The 25,769-nt window shown below is 60.5% G+C and carries 25 protein-coding genes and 1 pseudogene; 9 read left to right on the top strand and 17 right to left on the bottom strand.

Annotated elements, in window-relative coordinates:
- Positions 1-63 precede the first annotated feature (63 nt).
- From MUG98_RS10705 to MUG98_RS10695, 3 genes and pseudogenes are all read left to right on the top strand, one after another.
- Positions 64-516 carry a nuclear transport factor 2 family protein gene (locus MUG98_RS10705; RefSeq protein ID WP_265112108.1) on the top strand — a complete coding sequence of 151 codons (453 nt, stop codon included), beginning with the start codon at positions 64-66 and terminating at the stop codon, positions 514-516.
- 66 nt (positions 517-582) lie between these two features.
- Entirely contained in the window at positions 583-2,214 is a 1,632-nt protein-coding gene (locus MUG98_RS10700) for a class I adenylate-forming enzyme family protein (protein ID WP_265112107.1), read from the top strand.
- A gap of 212 nt (positions 2,215-2,426) precedes the next feature.
- Positions 2,427-2,807, top strand: a pseudogene (locus MUG98_RS10695) (transposase domain-containing protein); the annotation flags it as partial.
- Positions 2,808-3,208: 401 nt separating this feature from the next.
- Here the strand turns inward: MUG98_RS10695 and MUG98_RS10690 are convergent.
- The 6 genes from MUG98_RS10690 to MUG98_RS10665 form a co-directional block, all read right to left on the bottom strand.
- Positions 3,209-3,277, bottom strand: a complete 69-nt coding sequence (locus MUG98_RS10690; RefSeq protein ID WP_265112443.1) for a hypothetical protein — start codon at positions 3,275-3,277, stop codon at positions 3,209-3,211.
- A 524-nt stretch (positions 3,278-3,801) separates the two neighbouring features.
- On the bottom strand, positions 3,802-4,515 hold the full coding sequence (locus tag MUG98_RS10685; RefSeq protein WP_265112106.1) for an ABC transporter ATP-binding protein: 714 nt from the start codon (positions 4,513-4,515) through the stop codon (positions 3,802-3,804).
- Positions 4,512-5,300, bottom strand: a complete 789-nt coding sequence (locus MUG98_RS10680; RefSeq protein ID WP_265112105.1) for an ABC transporter ATP-binding protein — start codon at positions 5,298-5,300, stop codon at positions 4,512-4,514. Before MUG98_RS10680 ends, MUG98_RS10685 begins: the two co-directional genes overlap by 4 nt.
- Positions 5,297-6,472, bottom strand: coding sequence for a branched-chain amino acid ABC transporter permease (locus MUG98_RS10675; RefSeq protein WP_265112104.1), 1,176 nt, complete (start codon positions 6,470-6,472; stop codon positions 5,297-5,299). The genes MUG98_RS10680 and MUG98_RS10675 overlap by 4 nt, the downstream gene beginning before the upstream one ends.
- A gap of 2 nt (positions 6,473-6,474) precedes the next feature.
- Positions 6,475-7,338, bottom strand: coding sequence for a branched-chain amino acid ABC transporter permease (locus MUG98_RS10670; RefSeq protein WP_265112103.1), 864 nt, complete (start codon positions 7,336-7,338; stop codon positions 6,475-6,477).
- A 250-nt stretch (positions 7,339-7,588) separates the two neighbouring features.
- A complete protein-coding gene (locus MUG98_RS10665; RefSeq protein ID WP_265112102.1) occupies positions 7,589-8,914 on the bottom strand; it encodes an ABC transporter substrate-binding protein in 1,326 nt (441 codons plus the stop codon).
- Positions 8,915-9,072: 158 nt separating this feature from the next.
- On the opposite strand from MUG98_RS10665, the gene MUG98_RS10660 reads away from it, so the two are divergent.
- Both MUG98_RS10660 and MUG98_RS10655 read left to right on the top strand, forming a co-directional pair.
- Positions 9,073-9,858, top strand: a complete 786-nt coding sequence (locus tag MUG98_RS10660) for an SDR family NAD(P)-dependent oxidoreductase (protein WP_265112101.1) — start codon at positions 9,073-9,075, stop codon at positions 9,856-9,858.
- Between the two features lie 239 nt (positions 9,859-10,097).
- Complete coding sequence (locus MUG98_RS10655) at positions 10,098-11,057, top strand: MBL fold metallo-hydrolase (RefSeq protein WP_265112100.1); 960 nt, start codon at positions 10,098-10,100, stop codon at positions 11,055-11,057.
- Positions 11,058-11,158: 101 nt separating this feature from the next.
- On the opposite strand, the gene MUG98_RS10650 is transcribed toward MUG98_RS10655, so the two are convergent.
- From MUG98_RS10650 to MUG98_RS10635, 4 genes are all read right to left on the bottom strand, one after another.
- Positions 11,159-12,295, bottom strand: a complete 1,137-nt coding sequence (locus MUG98_RS10650) for a lipoate--protein ligase family protein (RefSeq protein ID WP_265112099.1) — start codon at positions 12,293-12,295, stop codon at positions 11,159-11,161.
- A 230-nt stretch (positions 12,296-12,525) separates the two neighbouring features.
- A complete protein-coding gene (locus MUG98_RS10645) occupies positions 12,526-12,921 on the bottom strand; it encodes an AMP-binding protein (protein WP_265112098.1) in 396 nt (131 codons plus the stop codon).
- Between the two features lie 169 nt (positions 12,922-13,090).
- Positions 13,091-13,498 carry a nuclear transport factor 2-like protein gene (locus MUG98_RS10640; RefSeq protein ID WP_265112097.1) on the bottom strand — a complete coding sequence of 136 codons (408 nt, stop codon included), beginning with the start codon at positions 13,496-13,498 and terminating at the stop codon, positions 13,091-13,093.
- A 216-nt stretch (positions 13,499-13,714) separates the two neighbouring features.
- Positions 13,715-14,044 carry a hypothetical protein gene (locus tag MUG98_RS10635; protein ID WP_265112096.1) on the bottom strand — a complete coding sequence of 110 codons (330 nt, stop codon included), beginning with the start codon at positions 14,042-14,044 and terminating at the stop codon, positions 13,715-13,717.
- 145 nt (positions 14,045-14,189) lie between these two features.
- On the opposite strand from MUG98_RS10635, the gene MUG98_RS10630 reads away from it, so the two are divergent.
- Positions 14,190-14,822, top strand: a complete 633-nt coding sequence (locus MUG98_RS10630) for an FAD-binding protein (protein ID WP_265112095.1) — start codon at positions 14,190-14,192, stop codon at positions 14,820-14,822.
- On the opposite strand, the gene MUG98_RS10625 is transcribed toward MUG98_RS10630, so the two are convergent.
- Positions 14,783-15,958, bottom strand: coding sequence for an acyl-CoA dehydrogenase family protein (locus MUG98_RS10625; RefSeq protein ID WP_265112094.1), 1,176 nt, complete (start codon positions 15,956-15,958; stop codon positions 14,783-14,785). The genes MUG98_RS10630 and MUG98_RS10625 overlap by 40 nt on opposite strands.
- A gap of 334 nt (positions 15,959-16,292) precedes the next feature.
- On the opposite strand from MUG98_RS10625, the gene MUG98_RS10620 reads away from it, so the two are divergent.
- The gene (locus tag MUG98_RS10620; protein WP_265112093.1) at positions 16,293-17,462 is read left to right on the top strand and encodes a hypothetical protein; all 1,170 of its coding nucleotides are present in this window, start codon (positions 16,293-16,295) and stop codon (positions 17,460-17,462) included.
- A 223-nt stretch (positions 17,463-17,685) separates the two neighbouring features.
- Positions 17,686-19,635 (top strand): 3-hydroxyacyl-CoA dehydrogenase/enoyl-CoA hydratase family protein, encoded by a 1,950-nt coding sequence (locus MUG98_RS10615; protein ID WP_265112092.1) that lies wholly within the window; start codon positions 17,686-17,688, stop codon positions 19,633-19,635.
- 146 nt (positions 19,636-19,781) lie between these two features.
- Here the strand turns inward: MUG98_RS10615 and MUG98_RS10610 are convergent, their stop codons facing one another.
- From MUG98_RS10610 to MUG98_RS10590, 5 genes are all read right to left on the bottom strand, one after another.
- Positions 19,782-20,012, bottom strand: coding sequence for a DUF7979 domain-containing protein (locus tag MUG98_RS10610; RefSeq protein ID WP_265112091.1), 231 nt, complete (start codon positions 20,010-20,012; stop codon positions 19,782-19,784).
- A 41-nt stretch (positions 20,013-20,053) separates the two neighbouring features.
- Entirely contained in the window at positions 20,054-21,256 is a 1,203-nt protein-coding gene (locus tag MUG98_RS10605; protein WP_265112090.1) for a phenylacetate--CoA ligase family protein, read from the bottom strand.
- 183 nt (positions 21,257-21,439) lie between these two features.
- Positions 21,440-23,278, bottom strand: a complete 1,839-nt coding sequence (locus MUG98_RS10600) for an AMP-binding protein (RefSeq protein WP_265112089.1) — start codon at positions 23,276-23,278, stop codon at positions 21,440-21,442.
- A complete protein-coding gene (locus MUG98_RS10595) occupies positions 23,217-23,651 on the bottom strand; it encodes a MaoC family dehydratase (RefSeq protein WP_265112088.1) in 435 nt (144 codons plus the stop codon). Before MUG98_RS10595 ends, MUG98_RS10600 begins: the two co-directional genes overlap by 62 nt.
- Positions 23,648-24,118, bottom strand: a complete 471-nt coding sequence (locus MUG98_RS10590) for a MaoC family dehydratase N-terminal domain-containing protein (protein WP_265112087.1) — start codon at positions 24,116-24,118, stop codon at positions 23,648-23,650. The genes MUG98_RS10595 and MUG98_RS10590 overlap by 4 nt, the downstream gene beginning before the upstream one ends.
- Positions 24,119-24,308: 190 nt before the next feature.
- Here MUG98_RS10590 and MUG98_RS10585 point away from each other — a divergent pair, with 190 nt between their 5' ends.
- Positions 24,309-25,163: a 3-hydroxyacyl-CoA dehydrogenase family protein gene (locus tag MUG98_RS10585; RefSeq protein ID WP_265112086.1), complete on the top strand. Its 855-nt coding sequence runs from the start codon at positions 24,309-24,311 to the stop codon at positions 25,161-25,163.
- Between the two features lie 111 nt (positions 25,164-25,274).
- Here MUG98_RS10585 and MUG98_RS10580 read toward each other — a convergent pair whose 3' ends face one another.
- Positions 25,275-25,733, bottom strand: a complete 459-nt coding sequence (locus tag MUG98_RS10580; RefSeq protein ID WP_265112085.1) for a nuclear transport factor 2 family protein — start codon at positions 25,731-25,733, stop codon at positions 25,275-25,277.
- Positions 25,734-25,769: the final 36 nt, after the last annotated feature.

Here is a 25,769-nt window from a genome sequence, read left to right as displayed (position 1 = left end):
TGAAGCGAAGGTCTCACTCAACAAAAGTTATTTATCGCTTCGCAATAATTGGTAACTTGTATCATGAAAGAGGTAGAAGATCCCGCAGCAGCGTTGACAGTATCGAACCTTGCCCACTGTTACATGCTCAGGATGGACAAACACGACGTTGATGGTGTCCTAGAGTTGATGACTGATGACTGTGTCCTTGATTATGGCGACTTTGGGCGATACGACGGGAAGGACGAACTCAGGGGGTTTCTTGAAGGATACGTTGAGGGGGAGACGGGAATTCTCGATTCCTTCCACTTAGCAATCAACCCGTGGATTACCGTGGATGGAGACACTGCCACAGGACGCTGGCACTTCCTTGATCTCGGTCACGTGGAAGATATGGGGGCAGCGTGGCTCGCTGGCTTCTACACAATCGATTTCACCAAGGAAGGCAACGAGTGGTTGATTAACAAACTCACCTACGAGGCGAAATACTTCTCGCCCTACGACGACGGCTGGGCCGAAACGCCGATGGCCATTTAATTTCATCCCCCTCGTTCCTATATGGGGCCAAATGTTTATGTACCTTGTTAATGATAATCAAGACGTATGGAGTTTAACTTCGACCTGGGGATAGGGGACCAAGAATCGTTCGTAGACCAGACCCAACATTTCAACGTCGGCGATTTGATGCGGAAGGCCGCACGGATGTACGCGGATCAGACTGCCGTCAGTGAACCTCATCGGAAGGTCACGTACACCGAACTCAATGAACGCGTCAATTCACTCGCGAATGCGCTGCTTGACCGCGGGTACGAAAAAGGGCAGGCTCGGGTCGCTGTCCTCGCGGAGAATCGAGGGGAATACATCGAGCCGTACTTCGCCGCTGCGAAGGTAGGATTCATAGTCCCTGCGCTCAACTGGCGGCTCGAAGAGGAGGAACTCGTTCACTGTGCCAGCCTCGTCGACCCGGACGCACTCGTAGTCTCCGAACAGTATCGGGAGAAAGCCCAATGGATTGAAGATGAGCTTGAAGATCCGCCGGAAATCATCAATCTTGACGGAGACGACGGCGACATCTCCTACGAGTCGCTAATCGACGAGGGGTCATCTGAGGAGCCCGCTCCTGAATACACGGCCGATCCTGAGCAAGGACTAGTCGTCCTTTACACGTCAGGGACCACTGGTCTTCCAAAGGGTGTCGTAATCAGCCACCGAGCGTGGCTGGCTCGAGGACAAAACTACATCATCGATTGGAATATGGAGCGGGGTGATGGGTGGATTGCGTGGGCACCGCTATTCCACATCATCTCGGCGGATGCCCTCCCAGCGGTGTTCACTCTCGGCGGAACTTACTACCCACCCAACGGCTTCGACAACGAACGCATCGTCGAAATCCTCCTTGAGGAAGACGAGGGCGGGATTGGATGGCTGTTCCTCCTTCCGGGAGTCATCAACAGCTTCCTCGATTATCTCGAAGAAAACGACATCGATGTTGAAAACATGCGCGAAATTAGGGGCGTGGGTGCCTTGGCAGACCTCGTTGATCCGAAAAAAGTCCAGCGGGTCACGGATAAATTCGACATGCAATTCACCAACTCCTATGGCGCTACTGAGGTCGGGAACGTGTTGAGCGCTGGGAACGACATCCCGATCGGTGTCCGACCGGACGATGAGGATCTCCGAAAGATAGAGTCGTCATTCGTCGATCTGAAACTCATCGACGAGAACTGGAACGAAGTTGAGGAGCGAGGCGAACTCGCTGCACGCGGGCCGGCTCTCTGCAGCGGTTATATCAACAACCCAGAGGCCAATGAAGAGGACTTCAAGGACGGGTGGTTCCGGACCGGCGATATCTTCGAGTACAATGACGATTGCACGTACAGTTTCATCAACCGCCGAAAGTACCTCATCAAGAGCGGTGGAGAAAACATCTACCCCGCAGAGATCGAAAAAATGCTCCTCCAACGCGAGGAGATCGAAGAAGCGACGGTCGTTCGGGTCCCAGACGAGAAGTGGGGAGAAGTCCCGCGTGCGATTGTGAGCACATACAATCCTGACGAGCTTGACGTAGATGACCTCATGGAGATGTTGAAGGAAAATCTAGCGAACTATAAACTCCCACAATATATGAAAATCACTCATCCCGACGATCTCCCCCGGTCAGCGACCGGAAAGGTCGTCAGAGAAAATCTCGAAGAGTGGGAAGTCGACGAAACGAATCGGGTCCGTGAAGTCTGAGGCGGGCACGGCCGAAGTTCGGTTCCGTGACGAGTACTGATTTCACCACTGAATCGGACCCCTGCTTTTAGAACAGTCGTCTCGTCCCTGTTGCTCTGTATTCATATGCATGTTTGATTGGCACTGCCGTAGTTCAACGAATCTGAGAAACGAGGAGGGCGTAGCGAGAAGTTTCCATGTAACTCGCAGACCTCCTCAGAGAACGGTTAGACATCGAGAACCAAGACGTACGGGAGAACGAGCGCACGCCGACACCCGTCCATTGTTTCGCGGTCGGACTTCACTCAATGGGATTGTCGTTACGTGAAGTCGAGGCAGTCTTAGACTGGCTGGGTGTCGATCCCAGTCATCAGACGATCTGGCACGGGAAAGAGACACTTGCTAAGATACAGAGCGACCCGCCAACGGCCTCGCCGTCACGGATCGCGGTCGATGAGAATCAGATTGGGGTTAACGGCGAAAAGAAGTGGCTCTACGTCGCGATTTACACGGATTTAAAATTGATTCTAGAGGTGAATGTCTACAGCCGCCGCGGGGTCAGTCCCCTGGCGGCATTTCCCCACCGTCTCACCGAGAAACACGACGTGTCTGAGGGTACTGACTAGTTTAGAGATTCCGGGATAGAGCGGCGTTCAGCGGTTCTCGCGGCACCAATAATGTGCCGTAAGATGATCACTCGCCGTGGGGTGAGCTGAACCGGCCAAATTCTCGCCACCCGTGGAGCCAGGATCACTATTGTTAGGATTTAGATGAAAGTTTCATAGACCATTCCTCAACTTCACCAGCCCCACGTCTTGCGGACCCCTCTAGACAGTACCGCGGGATCGGTTACTACGACACGTGATACGGATGTGGGGAAGAGCGGCGGAGATTGCCTTCGACCGGCGGCTCACATACGCGGCCAACTGTCGGTGAAATTGATGTTGACCGTCTCCGTCTGGCGGTACTCGTGATACGCCTATCTGTTCATCTCGCGGCCGGCGCCGCTCTGTTTTTAGCCGCCGTGGGGAACGCCCGTCTGGAAGGCGTCGTAGCAGTTGACCCAGACGACGTCGGCTTCCAGTTCGTTGCTGACGGAATGGGCAGTCTGGAGATCCGTCGTCCAGACCCGGCGGCCAGCCCGTACTCGGTGTCGTTGGCCGCTCGATCATCTCCTCACAGCCGCTCCACTTCAGGACAGTCAGGACGGGGCCGAATACTTCTTCACAGGCCACTGTGTCGTCGTTGTCGGCGTCCGTTAGGATGGTCGGCTTGAAGAACAGCGTTTCCGAAAGCGGACTCTTGATACAGAAGTGACAATATTCCCGGGAAAGAGAGCACTTTCCTGATCAATCCTGGAGCTTCATTGCTTACAACGAAAAATGCAGTGAGGTCGCTGAGAACGATTACGAAGGATTCGAACTGAAACAGTCTCTCGAATCGACGATCGCAGATTGAGTCGATGACAGCGACCAGTGATATGGATTGCTCGAGCTGTCGATTTCTTTCTCTCCGTACAGTACCGTGAGCGCGCCCCGTTCGGAACGAAAACGAGGTGGAGGCGATCGTCGCCGATGCACTCGAGGAATTCGGCCAGATTGCCGACGACTACGTTCCCACGTAAGTCTCGCGGATGTAATCGTCACCCTTCATCTCCGATGCGATGCCCGCCTTCTTGACGGTTCCGTTCTCGAGGAGGAAGATTCGATCGGCGTGGTCGAGCGCGAACCTGACGTTCTGTTCCGCGAGCAGAACGGTAACGCCCTGGTCGACGATCGTCTCGAGTGCATCACTGATGTCATTGACGATGACGGGCGCGAGTCCGATCGTCGGTTCGTCGAGGATGAGGAGGGTAGGATCACCCATCAGCGAGCGGCCGATCGCGAGCATCTGCTGTTCGCCGCCGGACATGGTTCTCGCCTCCTGATCCGCTCGTTCTTCGAGCCGAGGGAAGAGGTCGTAGACGAACTCACGGCTCTCCTCAAGTGCGTCGCGGTTGTGGTACGCGCCGAGTTCCAGATTCTCCTCGACGGTCATGAACGGAAACAGATCACGCTTTTCCGTACAGTAGATCATACCGTCTTCGACCAGCGAATTCTGTTCAACCATCTCGACTTCCTCTCCGCGGTACGTGACCGACCCCTCGTACGGCAGAAAGCCGCTGATCGTGTCCGCGAAGGTCGTCTTGCCAGCACCGTTCGGGCCGATGATCGAGACGATTTCCCCCGAATCGACATGGATATCGACATCGCGAAGAGCCTGTACCTTCCCGTAGGCGACCGACAGCGAGGACGCCTCCAGCAGCGGCATGTTCGCGGTCATATCTCCTCACCTCCCAGGTAAGCCTCCTGGACTGTCTCGTCCGCCTGGATCTCCTCCGGAGACCCTTCGGCGATCTTCGAGCCGAAGTTGATCACGACACCGCGGTCGATGAGTTCCATGAGTCCTCGCATGTTGTGATCGATGATGATGAGCGTCAGTCCCTCCTCACGAAGCTCGGAAAAGAGCGTCGAAAGCCGTTCGACCTCCGTCGCCGACAGGCCGGCGAACGGTTCGTCGATCAGGAGGAGGTCCGGGTCCGTCGCGATCGCTCGGGCAATCTCGAGGCGGATCATACCAGCGTGAGGCAACTCGTCGGGCGTCTTGTGAACGTCGTCACCGAGGCCGACCCGCTCGCACACCTCTTGTGCCTCGTCTTCCGTCCCACCGAAGATACCGTCGAAGGTGAAGAGCTTGTCAGACACCTTCGACAGTTCGACGTTCGCGAGGACGTCGCGGTCTTCCAGCGGTCGAAACGTCTGAAACGTCCGAGCAATGCCAGCTCTGGCGACCCTGTGCGCCGGTTTGCCCGTGATGTCCTCGCCGTCGAATCGGACCGTCCCACGCGTCGGTTTGTACGTGCCGAAAATGCAGTTGAACGTCGTCGATTTCCCGGCTCCGTTCGGCCCGATCACCCCGAGAATTTCCTGTTCGTAGACCTCGAACGAGAGGTTATCTACGGCGGTCAGTCCGCCGAATTTCTTTGTCAGGCTGTCTACTTTCAGAATCGGTTCTCCCACCACACGGCTCGCTTCGCCCGCGTTGGCCGCATTGATCTCCTGGCTCATCGCGTCTTACCCTGGTTACCCGCGGTTCGTTCTCGGTTCGATCGATCGCCTGTGGCTTCCGGTCGGCTGGCGTCCGTTCGATCGTCAGGCGTCCGCCCGCCATCGGCTGCGACCTCCGCATCGTCTGCTCGGCGCCGCTCTAGCAAGCGCTGGCCGCGTTCTTGGGCCCACGGAACGAGTCCCTGGGTGAGGAACATGAGCAGCGCGAGTAGCAAGAGGAAGAACAGGACGTCGTTGATGTCGCTGACGCCAATGTCGAGTACCGGAATGGTCCAGCTGACGTCACTCAGCCACTCGCGCACCCAGAAGATCGTCATGCCGCCGACAACAGCCCCGGTGATCGTTCCGAGACCGCCGAGGATACTCGCGAGCAGAACGTCGATTATCACCACGAGGGAGAGCAACTGACTCGGTGAGGCGCTGCCGGCCGGCGTGTGGACGAATACGGCACCCGCAAGTCCACCCATCATCGCGCTCATGACGAACGCGTAGACCTTGTACTTGTTTGGGTTGATCCCGACGGACGCGACTGCATCTTCGCTCTCTTTGATCGCGGTGAATATCGTCCCCGTGTCCGATCGGGTTATGACCCACGCGAGCAAGAAGATAACGAGGAACAGCCCGAACGCGAGATAGTAGTTGACCCAGGCCGTCATGGCGAAGCTGTCCATCTCGATCAAGTTCTCGGTACCGATGAGACCCGTCTCGCCGCCGGTCGTATCCTTAAACAGGCGAAACACACGCTCCAGAATCAGCGGCGGGAGCAGCGTCATCAGCGCGAGATAGTGCCCTTCGATATTGCGCGCTGGCAGCCCGTACAGGAGACCAGCTATCGCTGCCAGAATCACCCCGCCGACGATTCCGGGGATGGGGTGGACACCGTAGTGGATGTTCAGAATTGCGGTCGTGTACCCGCCTACGGCGAAGAACAGCGTGTGACCGAAACTCATGAGGCCGGTGTATCCCGAGACGAAGTCCCAACTGATTACGAACATCACGAAGAACAACGAATAGGTGAGCAATAGGATATTCGTCGTCCCGAGTACGCCGGGGATCAGTGCGAGGAACGCCAGGAAACCCACAGAGAGGTAGTAACTCGGTGGAACGCGCCTGAGCCGGCCGATACTGCCTCCCGATTCGTCGTTGCCCGTCGTATGTGCGTTTTCAGCCATGGTTATTCCTCACCTGGTCGTCCGTACAGGCCGTGGGGCCTGACCAACAGTACGATCAGTAGCACCACAAGCGCGATGACGCCGGTCAATCGGGCATCGATTACCGTCGTCGTAATTGTCTCGAGGACACCGACGATGTACGCGCCGACGACGCTCCCTTTGATCGAGCCGATTCCGCCGATGATGACGATCGCAAACGCAATCAGTAGCGGATCCAAGCCCATGTCAAAGGTCACTCCATTACGGATTCCGAAAAACAGGCCGGCGAGGCCGGCGAGCGCACCCGCGATCGCGTACGTGTACGTCGTCGTCCGCTCGTGGTTGATGCCGACGAGCGCGGCACCACGTTTCGTCTGACTCATCGCCTTGATCCCCCGGCCCGTCCAGGTGTGGTTTACGAGCAGGAGGAGGGCGATAATGAGGATCCAGGACAGGACGAACATGATGATCTCGTTGTTCTGGATACCGACCGAACCGACGTGCGTTCTCCCGGAGACGAGCCCTGGAATCAGATGTGTCGACGATCCTGCTAGGAATCGAAACGTGTATTCGGTCACGAGTAACAGTGCGAGCGTGACGATCACGACGAGAATTTCGTCGTGTTCGACTCGCTTGACGAACACCTTGTACACGAGGACGCTAAAGATGGCGCCGAGCACTACGGCCGCGGCCCCTCCGACCCAAGTGTTCACCTCCACCACTCTAGTCGCATAGTATGCTGTAAACCCGCCAACGATGATGGCCGCACCGTGGGCGATATTAAGAATGTCGGCGACCCCGAATATCATGGTAAATCCGACAGCGATGAGCGCGTAGAACGCGCTCAGGACGGTCGCATTGGTAGCTAGTTGCAGTACATCGACCATGTCAGTAGGTGTCTCACACGTGACTTAGTATTTTCGGTGATCGAGGGATCGAATCTGGTTTTTCGAGAATCTGAAAACACCGTCGGTGATCACTTCCGATGTTTTACATTCTGAGCGCGTAGAGAACCGATCGGTCGGCTCGATCGGACAGCGACCGGTTCGATTGCCTTCACAAGGGAATGCCCATCATTGACGCGGTGCCGACGCGCCGACCGTCGACGAGTTGAACGAAACCGAGCAAACCGGTAACCTAGAACCAGGGTGGGTCCTGCAGTTCGCCCGCCTTGACAGAGTCGGGCCACAGTCCGACTTGGGTCCCCTCGCCGTCGACCTCCTGCCACTGCATGATCGGCGGCCGGACGCCGTCATCACCGAAGACGGGGTCGTGCGGAAACTCCGCATCCTGCTCCTGGAAGGAGAGCGTCCCGGTCGTCGCCTCGAACTCGACATCCTGTTCGAGCACCGGGACGAGTTCGTCGGAGTCGATCGATTCCGCGATTTCAACGGCCTCTTTCCAGGCCATGACTGCGTCATACATCGTGTACCCTTGCGCATGCTCGGGCACGTGACCGTGCATTTCCTCATGCGCGGCGATCATCTCGCCGGTTCGCTCGGTCGGTTCGACGCCGGGCGCACCTCCGCCGACGTACGACCAGACCCCCTCGATGACCCCGTCGGTGTTCTCCCACTGGGCCGGTTCACCGGCGTGGACGTCGGCACCGCCGTAGTGGAAATCCGGCCGGCGCTGGGCCCATTCCGCCGTAAGGCCGACGCCGGCCTGAGAGACGAACGCGAACAGCATGTCGATATCTTCGTCCTCGGCCTGGTCGAGGATCGGGGCGAAGTCGGTGGTATCGACGGAAAAAGATTGATCGAACGCAACTTCCACGAAGTCCGGTGCGTTGTCGAGAGCGGTCGGCTTGATCGTGTTGGTGAATCCTTCGATGTCCTCGACAGCGACCCCGATCCGTTCGAATCCCCAGTCCTCCCACTTGGCGTCCATTACATCCGCCAAATTTCGGCCGTAGTGGACGCCGTTGTACATCGCCCGGAACATGTATTTGGACTGATCGTAGTCGTTCCGGATTTGATCGTTGATCCCCGTGTCGGCGACTCCGGCGAAGATGTGCAGTGTCCCGTGCTCTGGAATCTCTTCGGCGACGGCCAGTCCTTCCTCCGAGCCGAATAGCCCGAATGTCGCATCGACTTGCTCGTCGATGACGAGTTCGCGGTACCGGGATCGGGCCGTGGCCGGATCGAGCTGGGTATCTTTGACAATCAGATCGACCTCCTGGTCAAGGATGCCCCCGTCGTCGTTGATTTGCTGAACCGCCAGCTCAGCGGCTTCCTGATGGGCTGTCCCGCCAGCGAAGTCACCTGGCAACGCGACCAATGCACCGAGTGTTATCCCGTCGCCATTGCCGCCATCGCCACCATCGCCGCCAGTACCGCCTATACACCCGGCACCGGCAGCTAACGCCCCTGCGCTGGTTGCTTTCAGAAACCGCCGTCGGTTGAATGTTCCTACTGTTCGCTTAGCTCCTTCTGCCCCTGGAGAATTGCCATCAATTGGCATAGGCGTAGCTACGCACGCCAGTATTTAAATCTTTCCCAGATTTTGATGTATATCTCCTGGATATGTGTTCAATGATGGAATCGCCATTCGATCTGGCCGAACGCTGGTGCCCCGACCAACAAAGTTACTGTGGATCCTCAGATAGAGTTCTGGTACCTATGACCAGCCAGTTCAGTGTCGCCGGGAGAACCGCTGTCGTCACCGGGGGCTCCAGCGGGATCGGGCGGACGATCGCCGAACAGTTTGCGACCCAGGGAGCGAACGTCGTATTGTGCTCCCGCGAGGCCTCCCGGGCCGATGAGGCCGCCAACGGGATACGCGAGACCACCTCCTACGGGGCGGTCCAGGCCGTCGAGTGCGACGTTCGCGACCGGGACGCCGTGACTACACTGGCCGAGACGGCGGTGGACTCGTTCGGTGGGGTCGACATCCTCGTGAACAACGCGGGTGCCAATTTCTTCTCGGAGTTCGCGGACATCTCGCCCAACGGCTGGCAGACGATCGTCGACGTGAATCTCACCGGGACGGTCAACTGCACGCAACTGGTTGGCAAGGAGATGCGCGAGGGTGACGGCGGCTCGATCGTCAACCTCTCGAGTTTCGTCACGCAGTACCCGTCGCCACGTCAGAGCCACTACGGCGCGGCGAAAGCCGCGATCTCACACCTCACGAAGTCGGTCGCCTACGAGTGGGCGGCCGACGACGTCCGCGTGAACGCGGTCGCCCCCGGCGTCGTGCTCACGCCAGGGGTCGACCACGTCCTCGACGAGTCCGTCGATGAGATCGACGGTCGAGAGACCGTCGACCGGACGATCGGCCACCCCGAGGAGATCGCCGACGTCGTCCAGTTCCTCGCGAGCCCGGCGGCCTCCTACCTCACCGGCGAAGTACTTACTCCCCAGGGCGTCCCGCAGCCGGTGAACCTCGAGGATCGGTTCCCCTGAGGGGGATCGACGCAGGGACTGTCGTATTTGAGGCCAAACCGGGGAGTAAGTGAGAGCAAATCGATGACTGTGAGAGGGCGAATAGAGGATTTCGTTCGAACGATTCGAGGACTTTGTGCGTCGAACGTTCGAAACCGGCTGGCCACGAACAGGGTGGCACCTCGACGAAATCACGTCACATCGAGGTCATTGGCCTCGACCACCACAGTAATTATACGGGTGGCTATCGAGTCGGTGACATGGACCAGGTCGATCGACTCGAGATCCCGACCCCGTTTCATATCGGACGGGTGAACGGCTACCTGTTCGACGGGGACGGGCTGACGCTGCTTGATCCCGGACCGGCGACCGACGAGGCCTACGAGGCACTGACCGCCCAGTTCGAGAAGCACGGGCATGCGGTCGAGGACCTAGATCGCATCCTCATCACTCACCCGCACATGGATCACTTCGGTCTCGCCTCAAGAATTCGGGAACGTTCGGAGGCAACAGTATACGCCCACCACGACGCCGCCGAGATACTGACCGACCCAGACGCTCACCTCGAGCATGAGCAGGCGGTCTTCGAGCCGTACTTCGTCCGGATGGGCGTCCCCGAGTCGACCGTCGGGACCGTCGTGTCACTGCCGACATCGTTCGTCGAGTTCCAGAAGCCGATCACCGTCGACGAGCCGATCGGCGACGGCGACCGCCTCGACGTTGGGACCGATCTCGATATCCTCTACACGCCCGGCCACTGCCCTGGATCGGTCTGCTTCCTCGATCGGGCGAACGACATCGCCTACACCGGCGACCACGTCATGGCCGAAATCTCCCCGAATCCGTTGCTCACGATCGTTCCCGGGACGACCGACGAGCGGACGCGAAGCCTCCCGACGTACCTCGACTCGCTCGATCGGCTCCGCGAGACCGGAATCGGAGGCGCCCGCGGGGGCCACCGTGGGCTGGTTACCGATCTGCCGGCGCGGATCGACGAAATCGTCGACCACCACCAGTCGCGGAAACGTCGGATCGCGTCGATTCTCGAGACCGAGGGACGAGCGACTGCCTACGATCTCATGAACGAACTCTTCCCGGACCTTCCCGTGACCGAAGTGTTCCCCGGCATGTCGGAGATCATCGGGCACCTCGACTTACTCGAAGATGAGGGTGCGGTCGTCAGAACCGGCGAGGAGACCTGGTACTACGAACCCGCATAACGGATCGAAACCGCTCTCCACCGGCGAGTCGGCCGAAAAAAGGTGGCTGCCGTGGTGGAACGAGACGCAACGACGGACGAGCCACACGAACGACCGAGGGATTACTCCCGCGAGAACTCGGAAGCGGGAACGAGATTATCCCGTGCGCGGCGTAGCGGCTGGACAAAGTCCTCGGGGGGAAGCCACGGCATTTCGACGTCCTCCTGCTCGTAGACCGACTCGATGGCCGCCTGGAGGGCGTCGTCGTTCGTCAAGTCCGTTCCGGCTACCGCCTCGTTGAGTCGGTCGATCGCGTCGAAGCCCGGCCGGTGGTACATGTCACCGGTGAACTGCATCCGGCCGATCGTCCCGTCCGCATCGACACAGACGCTCGCCTTGATCAGCTTGCGGCCCTTGTAGGCCACCTCCGCCACCCGATCGTCCGGACCAGCACTCTCGACCAGATTGTTCGTCGAATAGTGCTCGAACCATTCGCTGTCGCCGAACGTCTGGCAGTGTGACTCGATTGCCGCCTCCTCTTTCTCTGTGAACGACCCGGGTTCGGGGGTCCCGCCGGCGATGTCGGCCAGGCGCTCGGTCGCGGCGTCGAGAACGGCCGCCAGTTCGAGGTCGGGAGCGACCTCGTCGACGGAGGTCATCCGCCCCTCGACGCTGTCAGTCTTTTTGTCCTCGAACTTCTCTTTCGGCAAGCGCATCACGTCGTCGATGATCTCGAACTCGTCGGGGCCGTAACTCCGGTAGATGACGTTCGCGAAGACACCCCAGACGCCGTCCCGGTAACCCGCGCCGGAGACGCCGATCTTCAGGAGTTGGCCGTCATCTTCCGGAACGAGTTCGACGTCGCCGCCGTCGCGGTAGGTGGCGTTTTCGACACCGGCGTCTCGCAGGGCGCCCGCCATCGCCTCGCCGGCGAGGTCGATGTACTCGGACATGGTGTGTTCGCCACGGTCGGGGAAGAAGGCGTACAAGACCGGTGTGTGATCCTGACGGAAGAAGCCGGTTCCGCCGCTGACGTTGTATCGGCGTCCGTAGGAAACCCCGTGGGCCTCCGCGCGCTCGCGGTCGATGAGTGCGGCGTCTTCGACCGGACCGAGTTCGAGGAAGAGGTCCTCGTCGAAGGTCCACTGCATTACCGTCGGCACCGACTCGCCGTTCGAGATGCCGTCGATCAGCGTCCGTTCGATCGCCGGGTAGGTGTCCGCAGTGACGGTTGCCTCGAGTGTGCGTACTGTTGTCATAGTGGTGGCGCTCGTTCGAATCGTTTTCGCCCCGACGAGATAAAATCACTGGTAGTCGGCCGTTTCGGAGGGTAAACCCCTGTCTCGACCGATCGAGGTCCGACTACCATCGACGATCGCAATGAACGGTCGACGCCGTTCGATAATCAGCCTCTAAGCCGCTCCTTTCCTCTCTCGTAGCTCCGAGCGGTGGAGTTTACCCGATCTACGAGACTCGTCGTCGACGCCGATTACGCCAGCGTCTGCGACCGTCTCATAGTTCGCGAGCGTCTCTTCCAGTTCCACCGGGCTAACGCGGTAGCCCGAGCAGATGATGGCGTCGTCCTTCTACCCTGGAAAGAGATGTAGCCAACCTCGTCTTTCTTCCCAAGGTCCTCGGTCAGGAGCCATTCGTTCGCGAACTTCCCCTCAGTGAGTTCGGGTTTGTTCCAATAGCCATTGAAGATGATCGGGTTCCTCTCATGTCTGACGGCGATCTCACCGACCTCGCCGGGTTTGAGGGGTTCTGCAGTCTCGGTGTCGACGACGTCGACCTCGTGCCCGGGGATCGGCTTGCCCATCATGCCCTTTTTGCTCTCGAGGACGGCGCCGCACTCTCCGATCGTGAGCAGGGCTTCGCTTCCCAACTCACGTGCAAAGAGGGATCGGAAACTATGATAATTAGGTGATAGCGCACACGCCCTCGGTTCGACGTTAATTGGCGGATTTGCGACCGAGACCGCACCCCGGTCTACGACTCTTTTCCATCAGTGGCCAGCCGAACAGCGTCGTCGATCGAGGCCGACGGCCGTGAGATTACTCGGAGACCGAGTCGGGCGCGACGGTATACCGCGAGATGAGGTCGTCGGTCACCTCGACCCAGCCAATAAAACCAGCGGTGTCGCCCTCCGGACCGACGACCTCAGCCTTGAACCCGCCGCGGCCGTCTTCGTAGACGGCGTCGCGAACTTTGTGTTCGATCCCGACGACCTGCATCTCGTCGATGCGATCGTCGAGGAACGCGTGGAGCTCCTCGCGGCCGTCGAGGAAGTCAGTCTCCCGACTCGTGTGGCCGTCGTGCTCCCATACTTGCGTGTGCGTCCAGTTAACATCAGGGTGCATCGCGGTCACCGCTGTGTCGGCGTTGCCCGCGTCGACTCCATCGAAATACGTTCCCTGCAGCAGTTCGCGGAGGTCGTCGCTGTCTTCTATCTGCGTGACCATGCCACAAGGTCTGCCGGGGGCGAGTAATATGTTTGGGTACCGACCGACTCTAAAGTGACGAGTCGAACAGGGAGAACGTGGTGGCGAGAGTGAGGTGCCAGTTGCGTCGATCGCAGACGGACGGCGCTGTCACCGCACATCGGCGTTAGTCGAAATCGACATTGAACGAGAACGTCCACTGGTGACTATGCGCATAGCATCCGCAACCGACTGGGATCATTCAGTCGACACCGTCGTCGGCTCGGGCGGCTCCGGGCTCACCGCCACACTGGCCGGCGCCGTCGCCGGCACCGAGACGCTGGTCCTCGAAAAAGCCGAGGTCCCAGCGGAACGACCGCCGTCTCCGGCGGGGCTGTCTGGATCCAGAACAGCCGACCGGTCGTCGAAGCGATCGGCAAGATTCCGTCGGAGGACGTCCACAACTACATCAGACATATCGCCGGCGATCGCGTCCCCGAGGAAATGATCCGGCAGTTCGTCGAACGCGGCCCCGAGATCGCAGATCGAATCGAGGACGAAACGCCGCTGGAGTTCGCGTTCTCCCACTATCTCGACTACCACCCCACTTCTGCGGCGGGCGGGACGAGGGTCAGAGCATCGTCCCGAAGCTGTACGACGGGAACCGCCTTGGCGACCGGCTCCACGACGTGTGGGACAACCCCATACTCCGATCCCAACTACGACCGGCGAGATGGCAAAGTTCCCCGTGATCGCCGACTGGGAGGAACTCGCCGAGCGAATGGAGGACGACCAGATCGGCACCGGCCGGGCCCGGGTAGCCGATCTCTACGAGGCCTGTCTCGACCGCGGCGTCGACTTCGAGACCGACGCCCCCGTCGAAGAGCTCATCGTCGACGACGGTGCGGTCGTCGGCCTCGTCGCCGAGGTCGAGGGCGAGGAGACCGCCGTTGAAGCGGCAAGCGTCGTCATCGCCGCCGGCGGGATTGAGTGGGACGAGGAGCTGTGCGAGCACTTCCTCGCCAGCCCGATGGACGTTCCGACGAGCATGGCCCAGAACAGGCGATGGCATCAAGACGGGCATGGAGATCGGCGCCAAGCTCGCCAACGTGAACGAAGCCTGGTGGTGTCCTGCCGGCCACGTCCCCGGCGAAAGCTGGGTGGATACGAAACCGAAACGGAAGCTGGACTGGCGCGCACCGTGACCGCGGCCGGAACAGTTCGTCGGGTCGCTGATGCTCGGTCCGGTAGCCGAGCGACCGAAATGAACGGTACAGTCATTCGAATCGCGATCGAGAGTCGAGAACGCGATCGAGTAGCCGCGAGTCAGTTACCGTACGAGCGCGGAAGTCCGAGAACGTGCTGACCGATATGGTTGAGGATCATCTCCTCGGAGACGGGACCGGTACGCTGGTGACGGGCGACGCCCCAGCAGGCGGCGATCCCCATCTCCTGACTGGCGGACATCCCGCCGTGAACCGACATCGAAGCCTCGGCGGCCTCCCAGCCGGCCTGGGCGGCGAGGTACTTTGCGATGTTGGCGGTCTCGCCGACGTCCTCGGCGCCGTTGTCGTACTTCCAGGCGGCCTTGCGGAGCTGCGTCCGTGCGGACTCGATCTTGGTGTGGGCCTCCGCCAGCGGGTGCTGGATCGCCTGGTGAGCGCCGATCGGTTCGGACCACACCTCGCGATCTTTGGCGTACTGGACGCCCCGGTCCAGCGCCTCTTTGCCGGCTCCCCAGCCCGAGATCGCCGCGGTGACGCGTTCGACGTTGAGCATGCCGAACACCTGGTAGAGGCCGTTCCCGACCTCGCCGAGCACCTGGTCCTCGTGAACGCGCAGGTCCTCGATGAACAGGTCGTAGGTCGGTTCCGTGTAGTACATGTCGAGGGGAATCTCGCTGTACTCGATAGCAGGGTCGTCCGGATCGACGATGAACATCGTGAGTCCGTCGAAGCGGTTGTCGACCTCGTCATAGGGCGTTGTCCTTGCGATCAACAGCAGGTGGTCGGCGAACTCCATCCCCGAGATCCACTGCTTCCGGCCGTTGATGACGTATTCGTCGCCGTCTTTCTCCGCGAACGTCGAGATGCGCGCGGAGTTCAGCCCTGCGTCGGGCTCGGTCATCCCGAGCGCCCAGACCGCCCCCTCCTCGGCGATCTCCGGAATGTACCGCTCTTTTTGCTCCTCGGTCCCGTTCTCGACGAGCGAGATGCCGCCAAAGACCGTACTCATCGTGAACCGGAACGTCGTCTCCCAGCAGTGTTCATCGCAGAGCGCCTCCAGGACGATTACGGTGTCGAGCAGGTTGAGCCCCTGTCCCCCGTACTCGACCGGCAACGGCGCTCCGAACCAGCCCCCCTCAGCGAGGTCCTCGAAAATTTCGGTTGGCTGACGGCCAGTCTCGTGGATCTCCTGCCAGTAGTCGACGCCGTATTGGGAGGCGATGTCTTTCACGCCACGCTTCATCAGTTTGTGCTCTTCCGAAAGCTCAAAGTCCATACGGATAGGACACGAATTTCGTTTCCATCAGTATAGGGTTGTCGTTCTCAAGGATTCCGGCCCGAGAGGATCCTCTCGATACCGCTCCGCAGCCAGTACGACGGTCTGTCGACCGCTGTGAGCGGATACACGAGCCGTCCGACGCGCACACTGGCTGGACCGTACGGAAGCACAACGGCGGCCTGAATACTTGGGAGTGCGACGATCACGGAAGACATGACGGACCAATTTCAAGCGGACGGATCGGTTCGCAGAACTCGCAAGACGCTGGATCGAAGCTCGCCTATGGAGGACCACAAGAAGGCTTATTGCGGCCGGTGAGTGTGCCTGTGACATGGTCAGGAAACTAGTCATCGACGAGCCCACTATCGGTAACTGGGCGGCGCTCGACGAGGCGATGGTCGAGGAGTACTACGACGGGGCGTTCGAGCCGACGGTCGCGGTCCTCGACTGGCCGGAAGAGCCCGGTTCGATCAGCATCGGTGCCCACGAGGACGGCGACATGATGAAAACCGACGTCGCGAGGGACATGGACTTTCACGTCAGCCGGCGGTACGGTTACGGCGGTTCCGTCGGCGTCTACGGGCCGACCATCGCGCTGTTCACGCTGTGGTTCGACGCGGGTGACCGCGAGATCTCGCTCGACCTGCTGTCGCGAACGAGCGGCGAGGCGATCGTCGAGGGCGTCGAATCGTACGGCGTCGACGCCGTCTACGACCACATCGGCGACGTCAAGTACGTCGTCGACGACAAGCAGTTCAAGGCAGTCGCCAACGCACCCGTCCAGTTCCACGGGACGGATCTGTGGGCGATCACGGTTAGTGTCATCTGGGGCGAACTGCAGGAAGAAGTCGGCGATGTGCTCGATGCCGCCGTCCGGGTTCCCCCGGAGAAGTTCGAGGACAAGGACGAGAAGACCGTCACCGGCCGGATGAAGCCGCTCTCGAAGCAGTTCGACCAGTTCGGCGAGGAGGTGAGCAAGACGGAGTTCCTGGATGAACTCATCGAACGGAACGTCGATGCGATCCTCGATGAACCGGCAGCGATCAAGGAAGTATCGCCGGAGTCGGTCCTAGAGTACGTCGAGGCGACGACGCCGTTCTACGAGAGCGACACCTGGGTGAACCGCCGGGCGACCTCGCGGATGTGCCGCAAGCAGCCCGCCGACGCCACGGTCGGCGTCGCTGCGTACAAATCGCGCAAGTTGATCAAGGCAAGCCTGATCCTTGAAGACGACACGATCGAGGACGCGCTCATCACCGGCGACTTCTTCGTCCGGCCTCATCCGACGGTCACGAACAACGGCGCGCCGCAACTTCTCGACGACACGATCCGTGGCGTCGACGTCTCCGACCGCGATGCGCTTCTCGAGGCCGTCTCCGCGGTCTTCGACCGCCCTGACTTCGAGATACCCGAGGTGAGTCCGGAGGATATCGTCACCGCGATCGTCCACGCGGGGGAGAACACCATGTCGGTCGATGAGTACCTCCGCGAGCACGTCTAAACGAACTGAACGACGACGGCCACTGTGCGACGCGAATGGACACCGCCACACTGTTTGTCGATCCCACCGGATTCGATTGTCGACCGATCGACGAGTGACGTCGACAGGCGACGACTGCGACGCAAACTACGGTACCGACGATTGAACCGATGGCTGATGTCGCGACATCCTACCCCCAAGTCAAACCCTGAAGATTGAGGTACGTTCGGAGATAGGGGATGATATGGAATCGACAGCGATCGATACCGTCAGCGTTCTCGGCGCAGGGAGTATGGGACACGGCATCGCCCAGGTGACGGCGATGGCCGGCTACGACGTCACGCTGCGCGACGTCGAACAGGAGTACGTTAACCGCGGTTACGAACAGATCGAGTGGAGCCTCGAGAAGCTCGTCGAAAGCGGCCGCATCGAGAAGACGACTGCCAAGGAGACGCTCGACCGCATCGAACCAGTCGTCGAGATGGACGCCGCCGTCGCCGACGCCGACATCGTCATCGAAGCGGTCCCCGAGCGAATCGAGATTAAGGAGGCGGTGTACGCCGACCTGGAGGAACACGCCCTCGACGAGGGAATCTTCGCCTCGAACACCTCGAGCCTCTCGATCACGGAACTCGCAACCAACACCGAACGGCCGTCGCAGGTCTGCGGACTGCACTTTTTCAATCCGCCGGTACGGATGGAACTCGTCGAGGTCATCATGGGCGAAGCGACCAATGAGGAGACCCGCGAGGCGGCGATCGAGTTCGTCGAATCCATCGAGAAGACGCCCGTACTCGTCTCGAAGGACGAGCCGGGTTTCGTCGTCAACCGCATCCTCGTCCCGCTGTTAAGCGAGGCAGCGTGGCTCGCCCACGAGGGCGTCTCGACGATTCGCGAGGTTGACGCCAGTGCGACCGAGGAACTGGGACTGCCGATGGGGCCGTTCGAACTCGCCGACCAGATCGGCGTAGACGTAATCCTCGACGTCCTCGAGCACCTCCACGACGTGCTCGGCGACGCCTACGAGCCGAGTCCGCTCCTGCTCGAACAGGTCGAAGCGGGCGACGTCGGCAAGAAGTCGGGGGCGGGATTCTACGACTACGACGGCGACGGCGCCGACTACCAGGCGGAGGCGGCAGACGAATCCGTCGCCCGCCGGCTTGCCGCGGTGATGGCCAACGAAGCCGCGAAGCTCGTCGGCGGCGACGTCGCGGACGCGGACACCATCGACGAAGCCGTCGAACTCGGTGGCGGCTTCCCGACCGGTCCAGTCGCGCTCGCTGACGACTATGGTGTCGACACGCTTGGGACGGTGCTCGAGACCGCCCTGACATTGAGCGGGCACGCCCGCTATGTCCCGGCCGCGTATCTCCGCGAGCGGGCGGCGGTCGGCACGTTCCGCGACGGTGGAGACTTTGAAACGATCGCGATCGAACACCCAACCGAGCGAGTCGTCCACATCGTGATCGACCGACCCGACCGCCTGAACACCATCAATCCGACCGTGCTCGAAGAACTCGACGCCGCGATCGACCGCGTCGAGGAGAGTGACGCCCGAGCACTGGTCATCTCCGGTCGGGGTGACCGGGCGTTCTCCGGCGGTGCGCAGGTCGACAAGATCGTCGACACCGACGCCACGCAAGTGGAGATGATCGAGACGGCCCGAATGGGACAGCGCGTCTTTGGTCGTCTCGAATCAACGACGCTGCCGGTCGTCGCGGCGATCGACGGCCACTGCCTGGGTGGCGGAATGGAATTGGCGACCTGTGCCGACATCCGCATCGCGAGCGCATCCAGCCGCTTCGGACAGCCCGAGCACGACCTTGGTCTGTTACCCGGTTGGGGAGGTACTCAGCGGTTGCAGTGGCTGATCGGCGCGAGCCGCGCGAAGGAGGTCATCTTCACCGCCGAGATTTTCGACGCTGAGGCCATGGTTGAGTACGGCTTTGTCAATGAACTGGTCGACGATACGGCGGCCATCGACCGTGCCGTGGAACTGGCCGACATGATCGCCGCGAAGGCCCCGATCGCCCAAGCGTTCACCAAGACTGCGATGGACCTCGGCCGCCACGACGTCGAGGCCGGCCTCGAACTGGAGACCCAGGCGTTCGGCGCGCTCACGTCGACGGACGACGTAATCGAAGGGATGGCCGCGTTCGAAGACGACCGCGATCCCGAGTTTCGGGGTCAGTGACGGTCGACGACGGTGCGAGAACCGCGGGCGAAACCCCGGCCGATCGTAGTCGACTGGCCGAGTTCAGTTTTCCGTCGGGTGGTGTAGTCAATGAGACCCGAATGATATCGGAGTGTGTCGACCGGAACGCGATCGGACTAACTCGGTCACTCGGCGGTCGAAATGTAATAGTAGTCGTCGAACTTGACAACGACCTCCGCCAACGGCGGCCCGATCACCGGTGGATCTGCGGGCACGGCAGAGGCGTGCTCGTCGAGGAGTTCCAGCAGAAGCTCACGTTCGGAGTCCGTGAGTTCGTCGACGTGGCGGACGGTTGTCTCTGCGGAAATCTGGCTTGGATCGATACGAATGGCGGTCGGGTTCGCGTTGGATGCCATTGGTGTCAGTGTCTGTATGGGGTGAGAGGTGGATTCGACGTTTAGTACCGGCTATCGACGACCGTTGGACCCTCCTCAAGCTCGTCGACAAACTCGATATGGTCGGGTTGGATCTGCAGCTGGGCGGTGAGCTCCTCGTGGAGTTCCTCTCGGTCGGCCTCTCCTTCGACGACGACAGTGAGTTCGTCGGTGTTGCCATCGCGATCGATCTCGATCCGGTGGTTCATCGAGAGGTCCGGGAAGCCGGCGAGCACGAGCGCGACGCCCTCGGGGTAGAGCTTCATCCCCTTTACTTTGTGGCGCTCGTCGGTGCGCCCGAAGACGCCGCGGGGCATCGTGACTGTCGCGCCGCAGTGGTCGCAGGCAGATTTGTCGAGGACGCTGAGGTCGCCTGTGCGATATCGGACGAGCGGGGTGCCCTCGCGATCGAGATGCGTGAGGACGACCTCGCCGCGTTCCCCTGGTTCGAGGACCTCGCCGGTCTCCGGATCGATGATCTCGACGAGCATGTAATCGTCAACAACGTGGAGCCCTGCCTCGCCGGCACACTCGAGCGAAACCGGCCAGGCCTGACGGAGGCCGAAGACGTCGACCGCACACTCGAGATCGCCGAAAGCTTCGTGCACCTGCTCGCGACGACCTGGGACGCTGGTAAACGGTTCGCCGCCGCCGAGAAACACATCGAGCGAGTCGCCGCCGTGTTCGGCGATCTCGAGGGCGAAACTCGGGTTTCCCCAGAGCACGTCGACTTCGAAGTCGTCGATGAGCTGGGCGGTCTCCTCGGAGTCGCCCGGTCCCGACGGGATAACCTCACAACCGTAGTTTTCCAGCGTGCGGTGCAAGAGGAATCCGGTACCGAAGCCGTGGTACCCAAAGGTGATGACCGCCCGGTCGCCGGGTTCGATTCCCAGACGCTCGAAGACGGTCTCGTGAATCGCACTGAGCTGCTCAAGGTCGTAAGGCGTCTCGTAGACTGGCAGCTGCTGATCTTTCGCCGGTGTGAACGTGATCATCGAGCCCTCGACGTGGAGCGACCCCTCGGGACCGTTCTCCTCGAGGTCCGCGAGCAGGTCGTCAGTGGTCGTGAACGGGAGATTCCGAAATTCCTCCCAAGACTCGATCGCCGTCGGATCGACGTCGGCATTGGCGTAGTGATCCTCGTAGAGGTCGATCGACGCGATGCGGTCGAGCTGGTTTTGGAGCTGTTCGAACGTCTCGTCGGGGTACAGGTCGTACAGCGTCATGATTGGAATGGTACAGGGTCGATCGCGCTCGATCGGAGGGAGTGAAGTGGTATCATGGGTCGATGTCGGTACATGTTTGGTCGACCGACTATATAAAAACTCGTACCGGCGCGTAAGCTCACTCGATGACTAGCAGCGAAGAAGATGACCGTGAGTCGGTCGTCGTGACGGAGACGCCGAGTGCTACTCCTTGGTAATGGTGACGTCCGACTCCATTCGATCCCACGTGTCCGTGGAGTTGCCCCACTCGCGCAGCTTTGCCTTCTGGATCTTCTCGTTCTCAGTCGTCGGCAACTCTTCGACGAATTCGAGGAACCTCGGGATCATGAAATACGGCATACGGTCATCACACCACTCGATGAGTTCTGCAGGCGTCACGGATTCTCCCTCCTTGGTGACGACCCACGCCTTGACCTCATCCTCGCCCCCCTCCTCAGTCGCGTCCTCGCCGACGACCGCACAGGCGTCGACAGCTGGGTGGTCGATGATTGGCTGTTCGACCTCATAGGTCGAGATGTTCTCTCCACGTCGACGAAGTGTGTCGCCCATCCGGTCGACGAAGTAGAACCAGCCGTCCTCGTCGCGGCGCAGCCCATCGCCGGTGTGGAACCAGCCGTTTCGCAGCGCATCCACAGTCTTCTCAGGCATGCCGAGGTAGCCGGGCGTCATAATCCACGGGATCCTCGGCCGAATCGCGTACTCGCCCATTTCGCCGGTATCAACGGGTTGGTCGGTCTCCGGGTCGACCAGCTGGACGTCATAGTACTCCGAGAGGAGGAGTCCAGCGGCCCCCTCGGGTCGGTCGACGCCGTATGGCGCCATGACCGGCATGCAGGTCTCGGTGGTGCCGATCACCTCGGTCGTGTACTCGATACCGTAGCGCTCCTCGAACTCCTTCTGGATGCCGTAGGCGGTGGGCGCGGCGAACAGACAGCGAAGATCGTTTTGGTCGTCGACGTTGCGCTCCGGCTGCTGGTAGACAAAGTCCATCATCGATCCGAGGAAGTTACAGACCGTCGCTCCGGTCTCGTGAAGCCGGTCGACCCACCCAGAAGCGCTGAACTTCTCGAAGAGACAGAGTTTGGCGCCGGCGATCAACGCTGGGAAGACGACGAGTACCTGGCCGTTACTGTGAAAGAGCGGGTTTCCGGTCATGTAGACGTCGTCGTCGCTGAGTTGCGTCAGGTTCACACACTGCTCGGCAAAAAAGTACTGGTGAGAGTAGGTCTTCTGGATGGCTTTCGAGGGGCCCGTCGTCCCCGAGGTCATGATGATCGAGGCAATATCATGGTAGGCGATGTCCGTGTCGGGGTTCGACTCGTCGTCGGACTCGAGGCTCTCGTAGGATCTGACGTCGAGATCGAGATCAACGTCCGTCTCCGGTTCGTCGTCCTCGCCCAGGATTGCGATCGCTTCCAGATGGTCGAAGTCGTCTTCGATCTCCGCAACGCGCTCGACGTATTCCTCGGCGAAGAATCCGTACGTCGATTCGGAGATGTTCGCGACGTGGGCCAGCGTATCGCGCTTGTAACTCGTGTTGACCGGCACTTCGACCGCCCCAAGTTTGCTTAGGGCGAACCAAATGTACAGGTACTCGAGGGAGTTCGGGGCCATGATGAGGACGTGATCGCCCTTCTCGACGCCCCACTCCGTGAATCCGTGCGCGAGTCGGTTCACGATCCGGTTCGTCTCGGCGAACGTCACGGTGCGGTCGGTCGTCTCCCACTGCAGGAACGTCTCGTCGGCGCGCGCCTCGGCCTGATGCTCGAGCACCTGTGGCAACAACCAGTCTTCCTGGTCCTCCCACTCAAGGTCGAAGCTGTCGTAGTCCTCGTATGTCTCCATCAGGTCATTAAATACGTCTGTGATACATATAACCAACGCTCGTCGGCGAGCCGGATCACGAGGGAGCGAGCCAGTGAAGAGCGCGGCCAGTCCGATTTCGATTCGGCCGACCGGATCAATCCGCGTCGATCCGGTCGAGCGGAACGGCCGCCTCCACCGTTCCGCCGACGGCAACATCGCCCTCGTCGTTCTCGAGGGCGACGGCGAACGTGACGACGCCCTCCCCGTTTTCGACGCGAGTCTCCTCGACCGTTGCGGTCGCTCTGACGGTCTGTCCGACGAACACCATGTCGTCGTACCGGACATCGAACGACCGGACATCCGTAGGCGATTCGAGGGCTGCCGTCACCGCCTGCAGGAGGTACGAGAGGTTCGCCGGACCCTGGTGGAGTAGGTCAGGGTAGCCGAGTTCGTCGGCCCGTTTCGGGTTGAAGTGTGGCGGGTACGGGTCCTGTAAGATCGCCGCCAGTAGCTTCGTGTCCGATTCCCGTACCTCGTCGATCGTCTTCGGTGGAATGGAATCGCCTTCCGAGAGCGTTTCCCCTGTCATTGGCCCAGTAAAATGAGATCTGCTTCCATGTCGTATACCGGTTCGTCCGCGCTGTCGGTCACCTCGTAGTCGAACGTGATGATGCTGAGTCGCCCCGAAGAGCCGTCCTTCTGCTCGACCGAAGCGATCTCGCCGCTCACTTGGAGCGGTTCGTCGACGACGATCGGCGCGTGCAGATTCGTACGGAGCCCGCCCAGTGCGGCGCCTGACGCCCAGTTATCGCTGACACGTCCGAGCGTCTCATCGATTCCACCGCTCGCCTCGAAGGCGATATGTTGACACAGCGACGGCGGGACGAGTTGTCCGTCGGCGCCGAGTTCCTCGCCCTGCTCGGGGTAGCGATACGCGTCCTCGTCGTTTCGCGTGGCGTCTGCCCAGAGGAATGCTTTCCAGCTCTCGACGGTGAACGTTCCGTCGGGCAACGGTTGGCCTTCCAGTTCGTCGATATCCATGCGGTTCGTTCGCATAAACGAAGTTCACCTAATTAAACGATCGGTCGATCTGGCGGGAAAGAGCGATCCGGCAAGCGTCCGAACACCCGTTACCTCGGGTCCACAACGTGCTCGTGCCTCGACCAACTCGCGACGGCATGCATACGGCGTTCCAGGCGGTGGGGCGATCACCAGTCTTATTACGATTATCGCGTATTGGATCTGTATGGCAGAAGGTGTCATCGGCATCGTTGGTGCCGGTACGATGGGCAGTGGAATCGCACAGCTCGCGGTACAGAACGGATACGAAGTCGTCCTTCGTGACATTGAGGACGACCTCGTGGAGGACGGTCTCGCCCACGTACGGGAGGGGCTCGACGAGGCCGCCGAGCGCGACATCATCGACGACGCCGACGCGGCGTTCGATCTGCTGGAGGGAACAACGGAAATCGATCGGTTGACCGCCGACGCGACGTTCATCGTCGAGGCCGTCCCGGAGCAGATGGACCTGAAGCAGTCGGTGTTCGAGGAACTCGACGCCAACACCGACTCCGACGTGATCCTCGGGTCGAACACCTCGTCGCTGTCGGTCACGGAGATCGCGAGCGTCACCGAGGAACCCGAGCGCGTGATCGGAACGCACTTTTTCAACCCGCCGGTGAAAATGAAGCTGCTCGAGGTGATCACGGGCCACCACACGAGCGAGGAGACGATCGAGCGCGTCGAGGAATTCGCCGAGGACGTCGGGCGTGAGTCGATCCTCGTCGAGGATTATCCCGGCTTCGCCACGTCGCGGCTCGGCCTCGTCCTCGGGATGGAAGCTGCCCGGATGGTCCAGGAGGGCGTCGCTTCGGCAGAGGACATCGACACGGCGATGGAGATGGGATATAACTTCCCCGTCGGTCCGTTGAAGCTGGGCGACCACAACGGCTGGGACGTTCGAGTCGAGGTCGGCGAATACCTCGCCGACGAACTCGGCCACGAGGTGTATCGGCCGCCGCAGAACGTCAAGAAGATGGTTCGGGCGGGCGACTACGGCGTCAAAACCGGGCAGGGCTTCTACGACTGGGACGACGACTGATCTTCGTCCGAGCCGCGACGACGCCGTGACGTCGCCGCGACCCGGTCGACCGAGATTCTGTCGGAAACGGTGGATAGCAGCGTCAGGTTTCTCTCGCCGCCACCCACAGTCTCAGCGGTGAGGTGTGAAGTCCGGCCACCCCGACTCGGGCTCGTAGTCCATGGAGTGGGTGAATCGCATCTGAGCGTCGCTGATCAACCACTCGCCGTCGACGCAGCGGTACTCGTCGTCATACTGGCCGATCCGCCAGCCACCGGTGCCGTCCGCATAGGTGATCGAGGAGATGACGTAGTGGCGACCGGTGGCCCGCTCGCCGTCGATATCAATAAGCGAGTTAGTTACCAAGTGTGTGGTACGCTCGAGTTCGGATTCGACGAAATCAGCGAAGGCGGCGACGCCCTCGTGGCCCTCATAGGATCCCATCCCGCCGTAGTCGAGGGAGATATCCTCAGTGAACAGTTCCGGGAGTGCGTCGAGTTCGCCATCGTCGATCAGATAGCAGTACCGGTATCGGAGATCCTGTATCTCCATTCGATCAGCGAGTCGTGCGTTCGAATCGTCGGATGACATGCGATATGGCAGAATTTGACCAATCGAGCTAAAAAG

It is taken from the genome of Halosolutus halophilus (assembly GCF_022869805.1).
Classification (GTDB): Archaea; Halobacteriota; Halobacteria; order Halobacteriales; family Natrialbaceae; genus Halosolutus; species Halosolutus halophilus.
Note: the sequence above shows the minus strand (reverse complement) of the source record. Positions and strands in the feature narration are given on the sequence as shown.